Annotated in this window: 21 protein-coding genes; 4 read left to right on the top strand and 17 right to left on the bottom strand. The window is 31.1% G+C overall.

The window, feature by feature from the left end:
• Nucleotides 1-1,230, top strand: coding sequence for a 6-phosphofructokinase (locus KTC94_RS16560; RefSeq protein ID WP_216301702.1), 1,230 nt, complete (start codon nucleotides 1-3; stop codon nucleotides 1,228-1,230).
• A 103-nt stretch (nucleotides 1,231-1,333) separates the two neighbouring features.
• On the opposite strand, the gene KTC94_RS16555 is transcribed toward KTC94_RS16560, so the two are convergent.
• From KTC94_RS16555 to KTC94_RS16485, 15 genes are all read right to left on the bottom strand, one after another.
• Nucleotides 1,334-1,972 carry a hypothetical protein gene (locus KTC94_RS16555; protein WP_165411984.1) on the bottom strand — a complete coding sequence of 213 codons (639 nt, stop codon included), beginning with the start codon at nucleotides 1,970-1,972 and terminating at the stop codon, nucleotides 1,334-1,336.
• 182 nt (nucleotides 1,973-2,154) lie between these two features.
• Nucleotides 2,155-2,931 carry an A24 family peptidase gene (locus KTC94_RS16550; RefSeq protein WP_216301701.1) on the bottom strand — a complete coding sequence of 259 codons (777 nt, stop codon included), beginning with the start codon at nucleotides 2,929-2,931 and terminating at the stop codon, nucleotides 2,155-2,157.
• Nucleotides 2,932-3,240: 309 nt separating this feature from the next.
• The gene (locus tag KTC94_RS16545) at nucleotides 3,241-3,633 is read right to left on the bottom strand and encodes a prepilin-type N-terminal cleavage/methylation domain-containing protein (RefSeq protein ID WP_290441233.1); all 393 of its coding nucleotides are present in this window, start codon (nucleotides 3,631-3,633) and stop codon (nucleotides 3,241-3,243) included.
• A 308-nt stretch (nucleotides 3,634-3,941) separates the two neighbouring features.
• Nucleotides 3,942-4,451 (bottom strand): DUF3267 domain-containing protein, encoded by a 510-nt coding sequence (locus KTC94_RS16540; RefSeq protein WP_220320153.1) that lies wholly within the window; start codon nucleotides 4,449-4,451, stop codon nucleotides 3,942-3,944.
• 67 nt (nucleotides 4,452-4,518) lie between these two features.
• Nucleotides 4,519-5,049, bottom strand: coding sequence for a type II secretion system protein J (locus tag KTC94_RS16535; RefSeq protein WP_220286005.1), 531 nt, complete (start codon nucleotides 5,047-5,049; stop codon nucleotides 4,519-4,521).
• A 6-nt stretch (nucleotides 5,050-5,055) separates the two neighbouring features.
• Nucleotides 5,056-5,430 (bottom strand): type II secretion system protein, encoded by a 375-nt coding sequence (locus KTC94_RS16530; protein WP_220286006.1) that lies wholly within the window; start codon nucleotides 5,428-5,430, stop codon nucleotides 5,056-5,058.
• A 28-nt stretch (nucleotides 5,431-5,458) separates the two neighbouring features.
• On the bottom strand, nucleotides 5,459-6,808 hold the full coding sequence (locus KTC94_RS16525) for a hypothetical protein (protein ID WP_220286007.1): 1,350 nt from the start codon (nucleotides 6,806-6,808) through the stop codon (nucleotides 5,459-5,461).
• 14 nt (nucleotides 6,809-6,822) lie between these two features.
• Entirely contained in the window at nucleotides 6,823-7,509 is a 687-nt protein-coding gene (locus tag KTC94_RS16520) for a hypothetical protein (RefSeq protein ID WP_220286008.1), read from the bottom strand.
• Nucleotides 7,510-7,537: 28 nt separating this feature from the next.
• Entirely contained in the window at nucleotides 7,538-8,065 is a 528-nt protein-coding gene (locus KTC94_RS16515; protein ID WP_220286009.1) for a PilN domain-containing protein, read from the bottom strand.
• 3 nt (nucleotides 8,066-8,068) lie between these two features.
• On the bottom strand, nucleotides 8,069-9,097 hold the full coding sequence (gene pilM, locus KTC94_RS16510; protein WP_216301694.1) for a type IV pilus assembly protein PilM: 1,029 nt from the start codon (nucleotides 9,095-9,097) through the stop codon (nucleotides 8,069-8,071).
• Nucleotides 9,098-9,191: 94 nt separating this feature from the next.
• Nucleotides 9,192-9,587 carry a type II secretion system protein gene (locus KTC94_RS16505; RefSeq protein ID WP_220286010.1) on the bottom strand — a complete coding sequence of 132 codons (396 nt, stop codon included), beginning with the start codon at nucleotides 9,585-9,587 and terminating at the stop codon, nucleotides 9,192-9,194.
• Nucleotides 9,588-9,664: 77 nt separating this feature from the next.
• Nucleotides 9,665-10,870: a type II secretion system F family protein gene (locus KTC94_RS16500; RefSeq protein ID WP_220286011.1), complete on the bottom strand. Its 1,206-nt coding sequence runs from the start codon at nucleotides 10,868-10,870 to the stop codon at nucleotides 9,665-9,667.
• Nucleotides 10,871-10,901: 31 nt separating this feature from the next.
• A complete protein-coding gene (locus KTC94_RS16495; protein WP_220286012.1) occupies nucleotides 10,902-12,602 on the bottom strand; it encodes a GspE/PulE family protein in 1,701 nt (566 codons plus the stop codon).
• 394 nt (nucleotides 12,603-12,996) lie between these two features.
• Nucleotides 12,997-14,697, bottom strand: a complete 1,701-nt coding sequence (gene ade, locus KTC94_RS16490) for an adenine deaminase (protein WP_220286013.1) — start codon at nucleotides 14,695-14,697, stop codon at nucleotides 12,997-12,999.
• Nucleotides 14,698-14,814: 117 nt separating this feature from the next.
• Nucleotides 14,815-15,492, bottom strand: coding sequence for a ribonuclease H-like domain-containing protein (locus KTC94_RS16485; RefSeq protein WP_216301689.1), 678 nt, complete (start codon nucleotides 15,490-15,492; stop codon nucleotides 14,815-14,817).
• Nucleotides 15,493-15,710: 218 nt separating this feature from the next.
• Between KTC94_RS16485 and KTC94_RS16480 the strand changes: the two genes are divergently transcribed.
• Genes KTC94_RS16480 through KTC94_RS16470 form a run of 3 tightly spaced genes read left to right on the top strand, consistent with a single transcriptional unit; the run spans nucleotide 15,711 to nucleotide 17,943 of the window.
• A complete protein-coding gene (locus KTC94_RS16480) occupies nucleotides 15,711-15,935 on the top strand; it encodes a ferrous iron transport protein A (RefSeq protein ID WP_165414912.1) in 225 nt (74 codons plus the stop codon).
• A 33-nt stretch (nucleotides 15,936-15,968) separates the two neighbouring features.
• On the top strand, nucleotides 15,969-17,732 hold the full coding sequence (gene feoB / locus KTC94_RS16475) for a ferrous iron transport protein B (RefSeq protein ID WP_216301688.1): 1,764 nt from the start codon (nucleotides 15,969-15,971) through the stop codon (nucleotides 17,730-17,732).
• Nucleotides 17,733-17,787: 55 nt separating this feature from the next.
• Complete coding sequence (locus KTC94_RS16470; protein ID WP_220286014.1) at nucleotides 17,788-17,943, top strand: FeoB-associated Cys-rich membrane protein; 156 nt, start codon at nucleotides 17,788-17,790, stop codon at nucleotides 17,941-17,943.
• 63 nt (nucleotides 17,944-18,006) lie between these two features.
• Here KTC94_RS16470 and KTC94_RS16465 read toward each other — a convergent pair whose 3' ends face one another.
• Nucleotides 18,007-18,726: a ribonuclease H-like domain-containing protein gene (locus KTC94_RS16465; RefSeq protein ID WP_216301687.1), complete on the bottom strand. Its 720-nt coding sequence runs from the start codon at nucleotides 18,724-18,726 to the stop codon at nucleotides 18,007-18,009.
• A gap of 173 nt (nucleotides 18,727-18,899) precedes the next feature.
• A complete protein-coding gene (gene argS, locus KTC94_RS16460) occupies nucleotides 18,900-20,624 on the bottom strand; it encodes an arginine--tRNA ligase (protein ID WP_216301686.1) in 1,725 nt (574 codons plus the stop codon).
• Between the last annotated feature and the right edge of the window lie 494 nt (nucleotides 20,625-21,118).

Here is a 21,118-nt window from a genome sequence, read left to right as displayed (position 1 = left end):
ATGAAAAATTGTATCGTAGCGCAATCAGGAGGTCCAACTTCCGTAATAAATGCTAGTGCTATAGGATTACTAGACGCAAATATAAATTCTCACTATTATGATAATGTTTATGCTGGTATATATGGAATACAAGGTATTTTAGACAACCACATTGTAAACCTATCCACCATTAACTATGATGATGTTAAAGGATTAAAATACACGCCTTCCTCTGGTCTTGGTTCTTGCAGATATAAATTAAAACCATTTGAAAAAAGCACCGAGGAATACATAAAACTCTTTGAAATATTAGAAGAATATGAAATAAAAACATTCTTCTATATCGGGGGGAATGATTCACAAGATACTGTTCATAAATTTAGCGTTTACGCAACTGAGCATAATAAGGATATAAAATTTATTGGCATTCCTAAAACAATAGATAATGATCTACCAATTATGGATCATACCCCAGGCTTTGGAAGCGCAGCTAAACTAATTGCCACTCAAGTTCTTGAAAACTTCCTAGATGCCAGTGTTTATCCTGCAAAAGGGGTTTTCATACTTGAAACTATGGGACGTGATACTGGGTGGCTCGCTGCTAGTGCTTGCCTTGCAACTATTAACGGTAAACCTGCCGCGGATTTTATATATCTACCAGAAGTAGCTTTTGATGTAGAGAAATTTTTGAAAGATGTCAGTAAAAAACTTACTGAAAAAAATCATGTTTTCGTAGTAGTATCTGAGGGCATCCGAACTAAAGAAGGTAAATTCTTAGGTGAAATGGGAGCAACATGCCTCGATAAATTTGGTCATGTTCAATTAGGTGGTGTTTGTGCCTACCTTAAGGATTTAATTTTAACTACGAGTACCGCTGAAAAAGTTAGAGTTTTAGAACTTTCTACAACTCAACGTTGTTCAATGCACTGTGCATCTCAAACAGATATTGATGAAGCATATGAAGTAGGAAAAGCCGCTGCTATTTATTCTATAGATGGAATAAGCGGAAATATGATAGGTATAAGAAGACTTTCAAACGATCCTTACACCTCTGCAACTTTTGCGCTCGATACTGTACATGTTGCAAATAACATAAAATACTTCCCTTTGGAATGGATAAATTCGGAAGGTAATAATGTTACGCGCGACGCATACGAATACACCTTGCCATTAATAATGGGGGAACCAAAAATATCAATAGAAAATGGTCTTCCTAAATATACATTTTTAGAAGAATCCTTTAAATTTTAAAACAAAACCGTAACAAGGTTAGTTTAATATTTCCTAAAGGTAATAAAAAAGGTAGATATTTTTGCTGTTGCAGAAATATCTACCTTTTTAGCTTTTAACTATCCTATGATAACGGGTTCTCATTACCATATTTAAAATAAATTAATGAATTTAAAAATCTCTGGTATTTATTAATTTCAGAACTAACTTCGCGTCCTCTAAATATTACTATTGAAATAACTTCCCATAAAAATACCCAGCCGCCTATGTTAAATCCTTGTTGCAATGTTTCTAAGATTATGTTTTCACCAACTATTGTACCTAAAAAAATAGACATTGCTAGTAAACTAAATGATGAAACTAAATATTTGAATAACCTACTATAATTCCCCTTTAAAACTCTAATTTCTTGATGCAAATAAAAGGAATAATAAGTTTTAATACCTGCAATTAACAATTCTTCTCTGGTTACATCTTTTCCCTCTTTAGGTAAGTAGAAACATATATCTACTCCATGTTTAGCCGGAATATCTTCAAAACAGTTTTCAAGAAAAAGTGCTAAATCCGGATCCATATCTCTTTTTCTAAAAGGAGCACGATCCCATTCATTAAATATGTCAGTGTATTTATCTATAGCTACCTGTATAACATAATTTCCTGTACTAGTATTTTTCTCGTAAATTTTTTGAAGATAATCACTTTTTTTAGCTTTCATGGGTTTTTCCTTTCCTCTATTATTCATGTTCTGCAAAATGTTTTGCATATTATCAACCTTCCATAACCGATTCAGTTATGACTTATTATACAACTTTTATTCACAAGAGCCAAAGGTCGCCATTCTAGGTAGTTTAGCGATTACCTAAACTATTCGAGTAATCCTCTAGTTTTCATTAAAGTCCTTATGTTTAGACTGTCATTTGCAAATATTTGAAATTTTACAGTTAATTATAAAATTAAATTCAAGTACCAGTTTAAAATTTTATCACCCCAAATTATCATTAAAAAAGCGGCTATTATAATAGATGGACCAAATGGCATTTCTGCTCTACCATTCTTTTTCTTGAATCTCATTAAATAAACACCAATGATTCCCCCAATTATAAAAGAAAAGAACATCATCGCAATGGTTAGTTTAAACCCTAAAAACAAACCACAAAGCCCGCAAATCTCTGCATCTCCCCAACCCATACCCTCTGTCCCAAGAATAAGTTTTGACAATAATATAATAAAGGTAATTGTACCTGCTCCGAGTATCCCTCCATAAATGTAGGTAACTATTGATTGTCCCATGTAGATATTCACTCCTAGTAAAACAATACCCATAGCAACAGCCAACCATGTTGTAGTGGTATATACTTCCATAGTATCATAATCTATCATAGCTATAACTATTAAAAAAGGTATAAGTATTAAATACCGTGCTAGATAAATACTGGCTCCATATTGAAAATAAGTTAATAAAAAAAATATAGCTGTTGTAATTTCTACCAGTGCATATCTGCTAGATATCCTCTCTCCGCAATTTCTACATTTGCCCCTTAAAAAAATCCAACTGAATACTGGTATAAGATCATAAGGTTTAATATCACTGCCACAAGAAGTACAGTGCGATGCTGGGTATGCTATATTTTCTCCTTTTGGAATTCTATATATACATACATTTAAAAAACTTCCTATTAATAATCCTAAGATAAAAATAATTATTCCGAAAATACTTTCCATAGGTAGAACCTCCTTGAATTTGCTTTTATATTTAAATACAAAGAAGCATTTATATTAATCTATTTTAATATAAGTTTTTAACTCTATTGTATTTATTTTCATTATTACTTTAACATATATAAGCAAATAATAACATTCAAAATATAAATTAATGATAATTAAATCCACAAAATGAGATGTTTTAGGAGGATTACTTTAATATAAAGTTTTTTCAAATATTAATGCAACGTAATCTTGTGAATGTCTAATAATTCAAAGTCCAAAGTCATTAAAACTTTGGACAAATAAATAAGACTACAGATATGCTTATTATTTTGCGGGAGGATAAACTCCCTTTTGTTTAGGATACAACTGGGCGCCGCCAACTGTAACAAAAACATTGTCATTACCATCGATTTCAACAAAAAACTCACCATCAGTAACTGCCTTAACATCAGGCTCTACTTGAAGATAATCCGTTATTTCTTTGCCTAAATGACTTGGTTTAAAGTAAGTTGCTTTTGTTATGCCATCCTTAGCAATAAGAGTATTTGTGGCATCACCAATAACCTTTGCGCTAGCTACATCAACTTTTGCTTTAGCATCCTTTTGTACCCCACTAAACTTAGGCACCGCAATCGCCGCTAAAATCCCAATAATTGAAATTACAATTATTAGTTCAATTAGGGTAAATCCTTTTTTCTTTTTAACATTTTTCATCATTCTTTGTTTCCCCTTTTGTTATCTTTTTATTTTAACTCCTTTTGAGAGCTAATAACTTTTAATTGAGTTGAGTTTTACATGTGAGACCCGTTTTATAGGACTCTGTATTTCTTCCATAAATAAGTAGCCAATTTATAGAAGAACTATAAACTGACTACCATGGTTATATTTACAATGTTATCCTTATTTATTATTTATATACATATTTGCATGCATCAGTTTCTGCTCACATTAGTTAAGTAAAAGAAATCTAGATGCTATTAAAAAAATAGGAACGCTATGGACTGCTATTTCAACCCATGGCTTTCCTACACTACATCAAATCCATATTTTTTATCAACTATTTTACTATTAAAGTCATACCTTATTAGCTTAAAAGACATATACAAGTCCCCTGAAGCTCCTAGTAAATTAATCAGGAATATTATACCTCCCAGCCAAATAGGTAGCAATAATGTTATAATGGACAGTACTGTTAAAGGTGCCATAAGGATGATTAGAAATTTAGTGCGATCTATAGGTAGCTCAGATATTTCCTGGGTATATGCATAAATGCCTTTGAATCCATACCTAACTTTACCACCAAAAGCTAAAAATGCTAATCCATGTATACTCTCATGGACAATTGATATAGGAATCATAAGAAGCAACACATATATGTAAAAATTAATGATTAAGTTTGACGTTGGGTAAAAAATAAAAGGTTTTAGAAAGAAATTATCTAGTATGTTATTTGCGCTACTCCCCAGGAGCTTTACGGTTATAAATGTTATTAAAATGCATATTACATGCGTTTTCCACGTAATTTTAAAAGACATGCCATCACCTCTTTTGAAAGTGTTGACATGTCTTTAAAATGTTAAACTATTTTTATTATTTATTACTTTAATTATTTGCATAATATATAGTTGGTGTACTGGCACTAGGTAACACAACCGTACTTATGTTATCAAGTACAACTTCATATGTTACACTATAATTTTGTCCGTTAGCATTATTTGTTACTTTATACTTTAGCATCCCCTTATCCGTAGCAGTCAAAAAAGATAAATCTGTTAGCATATCACCTATGGTTATTTCACTAACTAAAGTTTCATCACTATTTTTCCTTACTTGCTTTACTAAGTGATTACCTGTGTATGCTAATACATAATAATTAACATTCACATTTTGTTCTTTAACAATTGTTTTGTCACTATTTATTATTTTAGCACTTCTAATATCTTTTTTAATATAATCTCCAACTAGTCTAACAACTTGTTGATTATTCATTTGTATATTAATTTTTTTGAAATATCTATTTCCAAAATCTCCAATAGAAAAAATTAAAGCTATAGCCATTATCATTATTGGAATTGTTACAACCAATTCCAATAGTGTAAATCCCTTTTTATGAAAGCCCTTATTTTGATTCATTTAATATTACTCTCCTCTAAGCACTTCATCCAACGGAACAAAGGTAGATAGCGTTGTTTGGTTGTCGCCACTTTTATCAAAAGTAAACACCGTACCTTTAATGCTTCCAGGTGTTAGTATCATTATGCCCTCAGAATTTTTCAACGTCATTGGAATCATCTTGCTTGTTTGAACTACACCTGTAGTCGAATTACCTTTTATTGCATTCCCAATTATATTTTCAGCAGAAGAAACATTTATAGTCCTATTACCATTAACATGAATGTTTTTTAAGCTACCTGTAATAACTGGTAAAAATGCAACTAATACTATTGAAATTATTGCAAGCGAAGCGATTTCTTCTACTAATGTAACCCCGCTTTGTTTTGAAACAGTTTTCATAAACTCACTTCCTAAAAATAATTTTTTTTTATTTCCAATAGGAGATTTTGTATCTATCTGAATTAACAGATAAAGGTGGCAGGTCGCTAGGTAACTTTATTACAAATCCGCTATTAGTGACGGTAACTGTATTTCCAATAACAGCGCCTGTAATCTTTCCACTATTTAAAGTAATATCTGCATTAGGTGCATATAAAATTTGTGAACCTAAAAAGCTTCCACCATCAAAAAGAATGGATGTTCCTATGGAGGTCAAATTTCCTATAATCGCACCTGATCCAGTTAATATAATCTCCCCTGTGCCCCATGTAACAGAACCATAAATATGAGTTTCAGCATCCATAGTAAATGGAGTAGTATTGTTACAATAAAATTGTAATTTGTTTTTATCTCCATTTGATTTTCCATCGCTGTTAACATATCCTTTTAGGTTAGTACAATAGTCCACATATAGATTAACTTTATTACCTCCAGTAATTACAATTTTACCTTGTTTCATGTTTAAATTTTTTATTCTTATATTTCTATCCCCTGTACTTGTATTAATAGTTAGAGTAGTGTCATCTAATATTTCAATTTTTTCATAACATCCATCAGTGCTAATATTTACGCTACTAGCACCATTAATCGTAATATTACCCATATTTGCAAGACCATTTGGGAATCTTGGCATAACTGGCGTTGGGTAATTTCCAACAACAGTGTTAGGTGAATTCTCTACGGGTACAAGTTTAATCCAATTTCCTTGCTTTTTAACTACTGCACCTTCTAATTCACCATTGTTCCCAGTATTAGGAATTATAATTTTATGACCGCTCGTAATTACATCCTTATAATACTTAATTGAATTAGCAGCTATAGAGTTGGTCCCAATATCTCCATCCACACTACCGCCATTAAGAATAATACTACTATTAGCAAAAATAGCTGTAGTAATGATTGTAGGTGATATAGTATTTTTAAGAACAACTGTAACTGTATCTGTAATATATTTTGGACTTCCACCGGAGTCTTTACCATTATTAACTTTACCTGTTGATTTAATTAGTAATTTTCCATTTGTTATAGCCGGTATTGTTATGTTGAAATTACCATTACCAAAAATAGTATTATCAGAATGGAGTGGAAGTTGAGATACCAATGTACTCACATCCTTACTGTTCATAGATTCTATATATTTAGCCGCGGCTTCCGCCCCCGCTCTTGCTATATAATATGCTTGTGTCTTTTTTTCTTGATTTCTTGCATTGTTAGCTTCCCAAACTACACTAGTTCCTAAAGCCGAACACAAGATAAGTAAAACACCAACTATAGCAATTACCAGTAATAAAGAAGATCCCTTATGCCTTTGTAACTTTATATTTCTGCTCCTAGACACTAATATCAAGCCCCTTAATTAAACAAATTACTTTTCCCAACATTATCATCCTTAAAATCATAGCTTGGTTTGTTTTTAATAGTACCTTCAGTAGAATAGTAGTTCAAAACAATAGTTGCTTGTGTCCCCTTGCTTTCTCCCTGTGTTGAAGACATACTTATATCAACTATCTCAGCCAATCTACTATCCCCTTCTATGTCACTAATGAAACTTAAAACAGATGAATAATCACCGTTAATTATAACTGTTACTGGCACAAACATTAATTTATGATTTGTACTGTCAATAGAACTATCTACTTCATTGGCATTTGCAGTGATGTTTGCAGAATTATTCACACTATTTTTGGAAGAATAATTTACACTTTGCCCAAAGGCAACAGAAATTAGTTTAATTTTATTCTTAGCGGCAAAAGTATTTATGCTATAAGATATCTCAGGATTTCTTTCATTTTCAGGAAGCACCTTTACTGATTCATTATATATATTTTTAATATCTTCTAGCTTTTCAGTATTACTTATATTTGAACCATTAAATTTTTCAATCGAATCACATTCTATCTTTTTATCGCTTATGCTTTGATTTACAATCTTTATTTTTTGACTTATTGGTTTTAGAAAAAGATTGTAATATGGATACAAGATTACTAAAATGGTTCCTACTATAACCAGAAGTTTCTCTCTCTTACTAAAACTGCTCAATAAAATCACCTCAAAATTCTAAATATTTCTATTCACTTATCTCTATAGTAAATGTATACCCTTTTGTCTTAATATCAGAGTTATTTATGTTACCAATTTTAGCTATTGGATACTCAACTGACATTTGAAGATTTGCAGCAAAAGTGCTAATTGAAGCATAATTTGTTGAAGCTCCACCTATCATTATTGTTCCCTTTGAATAATTAATATCTGTAAGTGATACATCAACCGGAATATATTTTTCAAGATTTTTAATTTTGTTTGTGACACTTACCTTTTGCTTTATTAATAAATCTACTTCATTATTATATAAGTTATAGTTTTTAATATCTGACAAAATCTTTTTGTTTTCTTGAACGACTTCGTAATTGTCAGCAATTTCAGTTTTAAAATCCGATTCATCTGAAATAAGCTTATTCAAATAAAGCTTCGGGACATATACAATTGTAAAGAGTATTGCAAGAACTATAATTCCCATGGAAATATAGTTCTTGGCTTTTAATTTCCTCTCTCTTTTAACCTTTAGTTCGTAGGGTATTAAATTTAATTCAGACATGAGTTACTCCTTTCTAAGTAAAAGGCCTAGGGTGCCAATAAAATGTTTTATATTGCATTCAGTAGGAATTATTGTCTTCACTCCAATACTCTTAGCATCATCTAAAATATATACAGAGCAGTTAAAATAATTACTAACGTATTCACTTAAACCATTAATTACACAACCTCCGCCAATTAAATATATACTATCCAAATTACCCTTAGTTTTACCTATTGTAAAGAAAGTGACTATTTTTTCTAAAGATAATAAAACATTATTAAAAAGTGCTTTTATTCTGCCTTCAAGTTCATTATCATCTTTATTTTCTATAAAATTAATATTTTTTTCTAAATATTCAAATGCACTAATGTGCTCAATGTTTTCTTTTTTAATAATTTCCTTGAGTATATTATTTACACCAAATGGAATTTCTCTTTCAATAAAAAGTTTTCCTTTATCTAATATTATTATATTGGTATTGTTACTACCAATATCTATAACTCCAATATTCTCTGATGAAGTACTCTTTTTTGAAGCATCTTTAAACACTCTTCGTGCACAGTTAGAAGAAATATCTATTGCTACAATCTCTAAATTTAACATTTGAGAAATTTTAACTAATTGGTTGATTTTTTCTTTAGGTACAGCCGAAACTAAAAGTCTTAATGCTTTTTTTTCTGAGGTATCTATTTTCTCTATAATTTCATAATCGATAGTGTATTCGCTTATATCTCTTGGGAGATACTGATTCATTTCCCATTCAAGTGAAGTTTTTATTCCTCTATCATCCATTATTGGCATTTCTGTATGTCTTGATATAACCTCTTGTCCATGGATAGTAAAGGCAATCTCCTTTGTTCTAATGTTGTTCTTCTTTAAAAACACTCCAAGTGAATCCTTGATTTCTTCAAGATTCACTATTTTATCATCTTTAATGCTACCCTCTGAGGTTTTTATAGTTTCAAATAACTTAACTTGTTTTTTATTACCTATCATTATTTTCATACTGGTAGAACCTAAGTCTAGAGCAATTCTATCCTTTTCAAACACTTAATTCACCTCATGTTTAGTAATAAAATTTCATTCAATAATAAGCTTAACCAAAGCATTGAATCACCTTGATTAAGCTAAAAACCTTAAATTATTAGTTAGATGTTACCATTCCATTACTATCAAGAATTATATGATCTTTGCCAGCAGCTGCAATCACCTTTAATTGTGCTAATGTTGTGACCTCAGAAAATTCACTAGGTTTTACCTCTATAACTTTTCCAGTTCCAGTTCCTATAATTGCATCTAATCCAAGTTTAAAAGTACCTGTATCTGCAATTTGTGCAGTTTCATGATCAGCATTGTAGGCTGCTGCTGCATTCACTATAATTTTAGCATCCGATATAGCCTTAGCTTTCTTAGCACTGTCGGAATAGCCTGTAATTTTTGGCACCAAAATAGCACCTAGTATAGCAAGTATTGCTATAACTGCAATAAGCTCGATAAGTGTAAATCCTTTTTTCTTCTTTTTAATAATCGTTTCAATCATTTTATAATTCCTCCCTTTTCATATAATATTTATATTCATCAAAGTATTAGCTTTGATAATTATCAAATTTAGACCCTTTAGACCCCTACTGCATCATACATGCCAAAGATAGGTAGTATTATTGATACCACTATAAATCCGACTACCATTGCTAATCCTATTATTATAAGGGGTTCTATTAAAGCAGTCATTTGTGCTGTAGCGCTCGCTACCTCATCATCATAAAAATCAGCCGTTTTCTTTAAGACCTCATCCATATTACCAGATTCTTCACCTATTTTAATCATTTGAGTAAGCATCAGTGGAAAGATTTCCCTAGTTGACAAAGCATCACCAAGACCTATCCCTTTTTTAACTTCTTCTTTAATAGAAAAAAGTATATCACTAATTGTTCTACTATTAAGGACCTTCGCGCAGGTTTCTAAACTTTCAATCATTGGTACTCCACTAGATAAAAGTATTCCAAATGTTCTAGCAAATCTAGCTGTTACAATCTTCAAATATAGCTTCCCAAATATAGGCATTTTCATAGTATATCTATCATTTCTCAATTTTCTCTTACCCTTATTGCCCAAAATTTTAAACAATAGAAAAGTAAATAACATAATTAAAGTTACAGCTATTATATTTTCTCTAAAAAAATTACTGATGCCCATAACAATTTTAGTAGGAAGTGGAATTTTTCCTCCTGCGTCTATAATCATATTTGTAAATGTAGGCACCACAAAGATTACAATCCCAGTTACAACAATAAATGAAAAAATAACAATAACCTTTGGATATGTTATGGCCTGCTTTATTTTTTGCTGTAGTTTATGCTCATTCTCATAATACTTAGCTAATGTTCCCAAAATTGTGTCCAAATTCCCGCTAGTTTCTCCAACCTCAACCATATTTACTAGCATATCTGGAATATCTTTGTGTTCTCTAAGGGATATTGAAAAAGTTTTGCCCTTTTGTATCTCTTCGCTCACAACATATAAAACTTTTTTAAGCTTTGGATTTTCTGTCTGTTCTTTAACTATATCTACAGCCTTAACTATACTGATTCCCGCAGAAACTATAACTGAAAACTGTCTGCAAAATATTGATATATCCTTTGTACTAACCATTTTAAGAGAGCTTAAATCTACATTTAAGGATTTCTTATATTCTTTTATTCTAACAGGATAATAGCTTTTCTCTCTAAGCATCATACTTACAGCTCTTTCATTTGAGGCCTCCATTTTACCTTTTAATGAAACACCTTGAACGTTTTTTGCCTCATATACGAAAACCGGCACTCGTACACCCCCTTTATAGTTAGCACGACTGCTAACTATCCTTTGAAAAAGCTATTTTTATTAATTCATCTATTGTAGTTTCACCACTATAAACCAGCTCCTCACAGGACTTTTTAAGGGTTTTCATTCCATTTCTAATGCTTATATCTTTAATTTGATCTATGCTTTTGTTAAGTAGAATGCTTTCCCTTATTTCTCTAGTAATTTCCATAATCTCATAGACACCTGTTCTGCCCGAAAACCCACTGTTATTACAGTAGGTACAACCCTCGCCTTTATAAAGCTTTAGCGTCTCTTGCTCTTCTAATCCTAATATTGTTTTTTCATAACTACTAGCTTCGAAAGAAGTTTTACAGTGCTTACATATCCTCCGCACAAGTCTTTGTGAAATAACTCCACTTACCGAAGTTGCCACTAGGTATGGTTCTATTCCCATGTCCGAAAGTCTTACTACTGCTGAGGCCGCATCGTTGGTATGAATAGTGCTTAAAACCAAATGTCCTGTAATAGCGGACCTAATCGCTATTTCTGCTGTTTCACTATCTCTGATTTCACCTATCATTATTATATCTGGATCTTGTCTTAAAATAGATCTAAGGCCTGACGCAAAGGTTAGTCCCGCCTTAATATTCACATTAACTTGATTTATATCATCTATTAAGTATTCTACTGGGTCTTCTACAGTTATAATATTAGTATTTTCCTTATTCAAATCACTTAAAATACTATATAACGTGGTAGACTTACCACTTCCTGTAGGCCCCGTTACTAAAATAATACCGTAAGGGCTTTTAATTATACCCTCTACCTTTTCTAAGTCATCTTTACTTAATCCTAGTTGCTTCTTAGATTTAAGAAAGTTTTCTCTGTCAAGCACTCTAATAACCACTTTCTCTCCATAAACCGTAGGAAGAATAGATACGCGAAGATCGTAATCTTTTTTCTCTATATTCATTAGTATTCTTCCATCTTGAGGAAGTCTTTTCTCTGCTATATTCATGTTACCAAGTATTTTTATTCTTGTTACCAATGCAGCTAAGGTTTCCTTGGGAGACTTCAATACTTCATGAAGCTCACCATCGATTCTATATCTAACCCTAACATACTCATCAAAGGGTTCTATGTGAATGTCACTAGCCCTGCTTTTTACTGCATTTTTAACTAGAGAATCTACAAGCCTTACCGCAGGAGCATTCTTAATGTTTTCAAGACTATCAGATTCCTCCACGCTAAGTCCCTTTATATCACTTTGAGTTTGAGATTTTACTAGTTCATTTGCTGCCTTTTGAACATATTGCGACGAGTAATATCTATCTATAGACTTTTTAATGGCTGTTTGAGTTGTAATTAAAGGTTCTACCTCGTAACCTGATGATATGCCCACATCATCGATTGCAAACACATTTAATGGGTCTGCCATAGCAACTTTGATTTTATTGTCTTCTATATCTATAGGAATCAAATTGTATCTAAGAGCTAGACTTTCAGATATACATTTAACTGCTTCCATATTTACAACAGTTCTTTCTAAATCTACTCTCATAATTCCTAGTTGTATTTCAAGTACATCTATTATTACATCTTCCGTTAAAATATTGTCCTCTATAAGTTGTTCTCCAAGTCTTTTCCCAGATATTCTTTGTTTTTTCAAAACTGATTTCAACTGTTCTTCAGTTATTTTCTTGGTTTGAACAAGTATATATCCTAATTTCTGTTTATTTTGAAGACTCATATTTCCCCACTCCTAATCATGTTTTCACTGTTATTAAATTTCTCATTAATAGCTTCATAACACATTATATAATATTTAGTACGCTAAATTTAAATACCCCTCTGACAGTATATGTACTCATATCAAAAATATTTACGGATTTTTTATTTTTTTTAAATCCAATCACAATACCCGCCATCAGTGCACCCCTTATTTTGCAAATTATATGCATAGTTTTTTATGAATATTCAACATAATTATAAAGAAAACGTTAATTTTGTGGGATAAATAAATATCCCTATATCTCCTTTTCATAAATATACTTTATTAATTAATATGTTCATCATTTAGAAATGGGTTTAAAAAAAATCTTACAATAATATTAATTATTATTGTAAGATTTTTATTTCCGCTATTATTCGACAATAAGCTTTATAAATGCATGCTTATTATAGTCAAACAATCCTCTAGTAGTAATTTTAACTTCAGGTATTACTGGAAGTGCCATAAAAGATAAGCTTACAAAAGGGTCATATTCCTCTCGTACTCCAAAGCCTCTGGCAATTCTACTAAGCCTATTTAGGTGCTCTGACACCATATATGGGGACTCAAAGGTCATTAGCCCCGCAATTGGCAAGCTTAGCTGAGCAATAACTTTCCCCTCAGACACCATAGCTATACCTCCACCAATCGAAACAAGAGTATTAACTGCCACCTCCATGTCCTTATCATTATCTCCAACGACTATAAGGTTGTGAGAATCATGGACTATAGTTTGTGCTATGGAGCAATGTTTTAATCCTAATCCTTCTATAAATCCAACAAAATGCTTACCTGTATTATGATGTCTTTCAATTACTGCTATTTTTAAAACATCTCTTTCTGCCACTCTCTTTATATAACCAAGTTCACTTTCTGTTTTCCTCTGTACCAATTTAGTTCGCAAGGAATTCGGAATTAATTTTATCACATTTACAGCTTTAGCATTACTTTTAACTTTGAAAATTTCACTATCTATAAAATCCATATGCATGGACGATTTTATTTTTAAGTCTACATGTTTTGTGCCCGGTAATTCTTTATACTCTTTACCATTTTTTATAACTTTCATTATATTTACGCCCTTTAAGTCTTCAAATAGCACTAAATCTGCTTTATATCCTGGTGCTATAGCTCCTCTATCCAACAAACCATAACATTTAGCTGCATTAAATGAGGCCATTATAAACGCATTTATAGGATTAATTCCCTGCTTTATAGAAATTCTAATACAGTTATCTATGGAGCCACTCTCTAGTAAATCGTCTACATGTCTATCATCCGTGCAAAATAAAAATCTTCCGAAGTTATTCTTGGTAACAGCGGGAAGAATTTCCTTTAAATTTCTTGCAGCTGATCCTTCTCGCAGCATTACGTACATTCCCCTACTAACTTTTAGTAAGGCTTCTTTGGCATTTTCGCTTTCATGATCTGTTCTTACACCGCAGCTTAAGTATGCATTTAACTCCCTAGGCGATATATTAGGACAGTGACCATCTATATGTTTGTGCTTTGCTATATCTATTTTTTTTAATATATTTTCATCCTTATTTGTAACTGCGGTCACATCCATTACTTCACCGAGACCTAAAACTAGCTTATTATTGATTAATTTATCAAAATTATTAGCATTAAGAACGAATCCACTATCCTCAAAGTTTGTTGCCGGAACACAAGAAGGTAGCATAAAAAAAACATCTATAGGTGCTTTTTTACTATTATTTATCATAAAGTTAATACCGTTCATTCCTTCTACATTAGCTATTTCATGTGGATCTGCTATTATTGTAGTTACACCTTTTTTAATTATCACCTCCGCAAACTGCTTGGGCATAATCATGGAGGATTCTATGTGTACATGCGAATCAATGAATCCCGGCGAAACATATAAATCTGAGCAATCAATTTCAGCGGTTCCATCGTATTCACCAATTCCTATAATAGTATCGCCTAGTATAGCAATATCCCCTCTATCTATATTTTCAGTAAACACATTTATAAAATTCGCATTCTTTAGCACTAAATCTGCTTTAACCCTTCCCATCGCTGCATCAATGTTTCTCCGAGTCTGCTCCATATGCTTCCCTCCTCTAATAATTTTAAAACACCCTTCTATTAAATTATTATGGAAATGCTTACAGTATTCCTCATTACTAAGTTAATCTAAAATTTTTTAGCAAATAAAAAAACACAGCTATTGATGTGCTATGCTTTCCTCAGTTTTTAACTGTATTTTATTGTACCAATCAACATATATATAAAATAAACTAACAACATCTTGTTGATTATATAATAATATTTTTTCTTTTTTTTCTTTAGGCATTCTATTTATATACTCAGCATCTTTTACTATTTTACCAAAGGTTTTAGCTAAATTAGAGCCACTAATTACCTCACTTTCGCGATCAATCTCAAATATCTTTTCTAGAGCTTTAAGCCCAATACATGTTCCTTCAGCTTTTTCATAACATTTCTGCAAATCTACTTCGCCAAAATACCCTTCTAGTATAAAATCTATTTTATGAGCTTTTAACAAATAGTTTATAACTGTAAAATCATTATTCCCTGAAAATGTAACGATGAATTTTTTATTATACTTCATCTTCATTTCTTCAAAATAATTTTTAGCTAAAGATAATATTTCTATAGCATCTTTTTTATTTTCCGCCATATATTGGGTAACCTTTAACTCATTTGAAATTTCATCATAATAGCAGCACCCAAAAACTCCTATACATATGGGCTTTTTATAAATGTAATGTTCTAAATCAAAAAACAATGCATCTTTAAAGAGTTGCTTATTTCCGTCTATAGTAAGGGCCCCTTCCACTGAAATTTCCCCTACCTTAATACTACTAAGTTTTGTAATCACAATATCACTCTTTTCTACTAAGTTTTCTAAAAAGCAAAACCGTAAATTTGCACATGTCTAATTTAAACCTCTGCTCTATTTATATGTTATCACATTTCCACTATTTTATAAAATCATTTTTAAAATTTAATGATTTTTCTTGTTACTTCATATTGACACTAATAGATAAACATGTTAAAATTACAATTGAGAATTGTTTTCATTAAGGAGTGATTATTATAAGTATTTACGATTTAAAGCCAGGAGATAAAGCGCTCATTGACTCCGTTTGCGGGGATGATAAATTTGCTAAAAGATTACTCGCATTAGGCTTCATAGAAGGTACTGAAGTTAAATTAGTAGCTACCGCACCTCTAGGGGATCCTATAATTATAAATTTACGCGGTTTCAATTTAGCCATTAGAAAAAATGACGCTAAAAATATATCTATAAAAATTGCATAATTATTATAGCGAGATATAATAAGGAGGATTTGAATGATTACTGCTGCTTTACTAGGTAATCCTAATGTTGGCAAAACAACTCTATTTAATGCACTTACAGGTTCTAACCAATATGTAGGTAATTGGGCTGGAGTGACCGTAGAAAAAAAAGAAGGCTTTATAGCTAATAAAATTAAAATTGTTGACTTGCCTGGTATTTATGCCATGGACACTTATTCAAACGAAGAAAAAGTTTCCAAGGAATTTTTGCAAAGCAGTAACGTAGATGTAATTGTAAATATTGTTGATGCATCGAGCCTTGATAGAAATTTATACCTTACAACTCAATTAAAACAATTTAACAAACCGATAATTTTAGTATTAAACATGATAGACGTAGCAATATCTAAGGGAATAGACATTAATTTAAAACTTTTAGAACAAAAACTAGGGGTAAAAATAATACCTATAGTAGCTTCAAAAGGTAAAGGTATTTCTGATGTTCGCGATTGCCTCCTCAAAAAGGATTATATTACCACTTCTACAAACAGTCTAAAATTTAAAGATGAAAAAGAAACTTATGATTACATTGAATGTTTATTAAAATCAATTACTAATAAAAACACTGATAATAAAGCTTCTATTACAGAAAAAATAGATAAAATTGTGCTTAATAGAATACTTGCTTATCCGCTATTTTTCGGAAGTTTATTTTTAATTTTTATGTTTACATTTACCTGGGTTGGACAACCTTTAGCTGATCTTCTAGATAGTTTGCTTAATGATTTTTTCGTTCCATTTTTACGTATTGTACTTGCGAGTAACAGCGCTTGGTTTTCTTCTCTACTAATTGATGGTATCGTAGGCGGAGTTGGTTCCGTAATAGTATTTTTACCTGTTATATTGACATTATTCTTAGGTATTTCATTTTTAGAAGACAGTGGATACATGGCAAGAGCTGCTTTTATAATGGATAAGTTAATGAGAAAAATGGGCTTATCAGGTAAAGCTTTTATTCCTTTAATTGTTGGTTTCGGTTGCTCTGTTCCAGCTATAATGTCTGCTAGAACTCTAGAGAGTGATAAAGACAGAAAATTAACAGCACTTTTAGTTCCTCTTATGTCCTGCAATGCCAGGCTTCCAGTTTATGCATTGTTTGCATCAATATTTTTTCCTGGAAGAGAAACCTTCATGGTATTTTCATTATACTTACTAGGTATTGGTTTAGCCTTTGGAATTGGCCTACTATTTAAAAATACTTTATTCAAAAAGGATGAAGAACCTTTTATTATAGAATTACCTGTATATAAATTACCAGAACCAAAAAGCTTATTAATACACACTTGGCAAAAAGGTAAAGGCTTCTTAAAGAAAGCCGGCACTATAATTTTCTCAATTTCCGTAATAATATGGTTTTTATCAAATTTCAATACTACAGGTATGGTTGATATAAACATTAGCTTTTTAGCTTCAATAGGAAAATTTATAAATCCAGTATTTATACCACTTGGATTTGCTTCATGGCAAAATTCGGTAGCACTTTTAACTGGTCTTATGGCTAAGGAAGTAGTTGTAGGTACAATGGGTGTTATATATGGAGGTAATTTAAAACATATTTTAGCTAATTATTTTACGCCACTATCGGCTTATAGTTTCTTAGTTTTCGTATTATTATATACTCCCTGTGTATCGGTAATCGCAACTATGAAAAAGGAATATGGAAATAAAATGGCAATTTTTTCTTTAACATATCAATTGCTATTAGCTTGGATAGTTTCTTTTATAATATTTAATGTAGGTAGTGTTATAATTGGATAATAAAAAATTTATAGCATAAAATATATAGTATAAAATATAAAGAGGTGATGCTAGCGTGGAATTTATTATTGTTGGTGTGATTATAGTTGTAGCTGGATATATCTTGTATTCTAATATAAAAAAGCAAGCAAGTGGTGATTGTGGTTGTGGAAATGGCTGTAAAGGCTGTAGCCATAGCTGTGAGCTAAAGCCCCCCAATAAAATTCAATAAAAAAAGCAGTGGTATAGTACATTTTTGTACTATACCACTGTTTTTTTTAATCTTAACTCTGCACTATTTTGCTAATATAGATAACCTGGTACTCACCATTTTTAGTGGTTCATTAGTGGTTCTATTACTTTTCAAAAAAGCTATTTGTTTTTTAGCTAATTTTTCTTTTCTCTTAAGATCCAAATCATTTTCAATAATATCAACTACATTGAAAATTTTAGGCAAATTCACAACATCCTCATAATTATGAAGCATAAGAATTTCCTTAGACTTTTCATCATGTTTTACTAGGTATTCATTATATAGTTCAACCCACATAGCCCCATTTATTTCATCTTTTCTGTTAATACCAGTGAACTGCTCTACACTTTTTAAACTGCAATTTTTAATTCCCATTTTTTTATGAAAAGGTCTTATAATCCTAAATAAATCTATATGTTCCCTTGGCATTCTAAACCCAAGATTATATCTGTACATCTTTCTAATTATGAAGGGCTCATCAAAGGCTGTTCCATTATAAGAACACCATCTTTTAAAATTACCCATCGCTTTCTTAAGTTCTTTCAAAAGACTCTCCTCGTCGCTTGGCGCCTCCGCAAAATATTGAACGATTTCAAATTCATCTTTGTTTAAGTAATACCCTAAAGATATCAATACTATTTTATCATATTCCATATCGAACCCTGTAGCTTCAATATCTAAATACGCAATAGTGTCCATCTTATATTTGGTGAAAATTTCGTTAGGCAAAATAACCTTAATTTTGTATTTTTTGATAAACATAGTTCCCCCTAATCTATAAAAAAAGAAAAGTATCTATTACAACAAATGTGTTTTTTATTTGCTAAATAATTCTAAACAAGTTTTACATTTTTCTATAATCTAATAATACATTAAAAACAGCGTTATTGCAAATAATTGCAATAACGCAAATCCAAAGGAATACCGAGTATATGCTACATTCTGTCTACAACTTCTATCCCTATAAGGTTTAACGCGTTCTTGATTACTTGGCAAGTAGATTCTACCATTTTAATTTTTGCTTTTTTATTCGATTCATCTTCTAAATTTGATATATTGTGCTGATTATAAAATTTATTAAATGCCTTTGCTACCTCAATAACATATCTTGTAACCATAGATGGTTCTAATTTATCAATAGCAGCCATAATTGCACTTTGGAAACCTTCTAACTGCTTAACAAGTTCAAATTCTTCTTTAGAATTTAATTTATTATAATCAGGTTCTACATTAGTTCTAACTTCATTAGTTTCAGGTTTATTGCTATTTTCTCCAACTTTTCTTAATATGCTTTTTGCTCTTGCATAAGTATATTGCACATAAGGACCTGTTTCCCCATCAAAGCTAAGCATTTCTTCCCAATTGAAGACAATATCTCTTTCTCTATGATTTTTTAAATAAGTGAATACAATAGCACCTATTCCTACTTTTTTAGCTACATCTTCTTTGTTTTCAAGCTCTGGATTTTTTTCATTTATTACTTCAAGAGTTTTAACCACTGCTTGATCTAATAATTCATCTAAGAAAATAACATCGCCTTTTCTTGTAGATAATTTTTTATCTGCAAATCTTACTGTGCCAAAAGGTACATGCACACAATCATCTGCCCACTCATTGCCCATAAGCTTTAAAGTAGTAAATACTTGTTTAAAATGAAGAGCTTGATCTTTTCCAACTACATAAATATTTTTATGAAAATCATAAGTCTTCTTTCTGTAAGTTGCTGCAGCTAAATCACGAGTAGCATAAATTGTAGCACCGTCTGATTTTTTAATTATGCAAGGTGGTATATTGTATTCATCGAGCATTACAACTTTAGCTCCATTACTGTCTACAAGTAGGCCCTTTGAATCTATGTCTTTTATTATGTCATCCATTTTATCACAGTAAAAACTTTCCCCAGCATAAGAATCAAATTCAACATTTAAAGTTTTGTAAAGTTTCTTAAACTCTACTAGGCTTAAGTCTCTAAATTTAGTCCAAAGCTTAACTTCATCAACGCAACCGTCTTCTAATTTCCTAAAATACATTTTTGCTTCATCATTAAGTGTTGGGTCAATATCAGCCTCTTCATGGAATTTCACATAAATTCTTAATAATTCATTAATAGGCTCTTTTTCTAATGCATCTTCGTCTACCCAGTTTTTATAGGCGTAAATAAGCTTACCAAATTGTGTTCCCCAATCCCCAAGATGATTAATTCCAGTACAATTATATCCTTCAAAAGAAAGTATCTTATATAAAGAGTTACCTATAACTGTAGTGAATAAATGTCCTACGTGAAATGGCTTTGCTATATTAGGTGATGAATACTCTACTATCATATTCTTACCTTCACCTATTTTAGATGAACCATAGCTTTCTCCCTCTTCTAATATTTTTTCTATAGTATTTTTAATAAATACTCCTTTGTCTAGAAAGAAATTTAAGTAAGGACCAAAGCACTCTATTTTTTCAAAACCCTCATTTTCAATTTTTCCTTTTAGGTCATTAGCTATCATATTAGGCGCTTTTTTCATAGTTTTTGCTAATTGAAAACACGGAAAAGCAAACTCTCCCATTTCAGGTCTTGGGGGTATTTCAATTAACTTCTCTATTGTTTCTATATCGAGCTCCACCAATTGTTTAATTCTTTCTGCAACTATTTTTTTATAATCCATAAAAATTCCCTCCTGTATTGCTCTGCGGTAGATAACAATTGTTATCCCTCCTGCGCTGCATTTCACTTGATACACTTATTAATTGTAATCCTAATTTCAAAATCCATATATATTGTAATATAACAAAAACCCATCTCTAAATAAAGAGACGGGTTATACTTCCGCTGTACCACTCTAGTTGACTATAAAGTCCACTCAATGTGTTAACGCTACTCGCGGCTTACCCTATAAGAGTCAAAAATACTTTTAACTAGTTCAGGCAGCTTCTCCAAGGTTCTCTTCCTAAAATTAATTTAATACTAATTTTGTTAAATAGTTGCCCACTTAACTTCCTATACCTTACAAGGCTTACACTCTACCCTTGCTCGCTTTAAGATTAATAAGAAAGTACTGTCCTTTTCATGGAATTTAATGATTATATAATTATATAATTACTCAATAATAGCTTAAATTATATCACTACAGTACATATTTGTCAATTTTTTTACAATTTG

It is taken from the genome of Clostridium sp. CM028, assembly GCF_030585565.1.
In the GTDB taxonomy this organism is placed as follows: Bacteria; Bacillota; Clostridia; order Clostridiales; family Clostridiaceae; genus Clostridium_AD; species Clostridium_AD estertheticum_B.
The sequence above is the reverse complement of the archived record's forward strand: the minus strand, read 5'-3'. Positions and strand labels throughout refer to the sequence as shown.

Bases quoted from the DNA above. Each gene is read 5' to 3' on its own strand.
- feoB (WP_216301688.1), top strand. From the start codon at position 15,969: ATGATTACTGCTGCTTTACTAGGTAATCCTAATGTTGGCAAAACAACT.
- KTC94_RS16495 (WP_220286012.1), bottom strand. From the start codon at position 12,602: ATGAGTCTTCAAAATAAACAGAAATTAGGATATATACTTGTTCAAACC.
- KTC94_RS16540 (WP_220320153.1), bottom strand. From the start codon at position 4,451: ATGTCTTTTAAAATTACGTGGAAAACGCATGTAATATGCATTTTAATA.
- KTC94_RS16545 (WP_290441233.1), bottom strand. From the start codon at position 3,633: ATGATGAAAAATGTTAAAAAGAAAAAAGGATTTACCCTAATTGAACTA.
- KTC94_RS16550 (WP_216301701.1), bottom strand. From the start codon at position 2,931: ATGGAAAGTATTTTCGGAATAATTATTTTTATCTTAGGATTATTAATA.
- KTC94_RS16505 (WP_220286010.1), bottom strand. From the start codon at position 9,587: ATGATTGAAACGATTATTAAAAAGAAGAAAAAAGGATTTACACTTATC.
- argS (WP_216301686.1), bottom strand. From the start codon at position 20,624: ATGGATTATAAAAAAATAGTTGCAGAAAGAATTAAACAATTGGTGGAG.
- KTC94_RS16535 (WP_220286005.1), bottom strand. From the start codon at position 5,049: ATGAATCAAAATAAGGGCTTTCATAAAAAGGGATTTACACTATTGGAA.
- KTC94_RS16555 (WP_165411984.1), bottom strand. From the start codon at position 1,972: ATGCAAAACATTTTGCAGAACATGAATAATAGAGGAAAGGAAAAACCC.
- KTC94_RS16465 (WP_216301687.1), bottom strand. From the start codon at position 18,726: ATGTTTATCAAAAAATACAAAATTAAGGTTATTTTGCCTAACGAAATT.
- KTC94_RS16560 (WP_216301702.1), top strand. From the start codon at position 1: ATGAAAAATTGTATCGTAGCGCAATCAGGAGGTCCAACTTCCGTAATA.
- KTC94_RS16515 (WP_220286009.1), bottom strand. From the start codon at position 8,065: ATGTCTGAATTAAATTTAATACCCTACGAACTAAAGGTTAAAAGAGAG.
- KTC94_RS16530 (WP_220286006.1), bottom strand. From the start codon at position 5,430: ATGAAAACTGTTTCAAAACAAAGCGGGGTTACATTAGTAGAAGAAATC.
- ade (WP_220286013.1), bottom strand. From the start codon at position 14,697: ATGGAGCAGACTCGGAGAAACATTGATGCAGCGATGGGAAGGGTTAAA.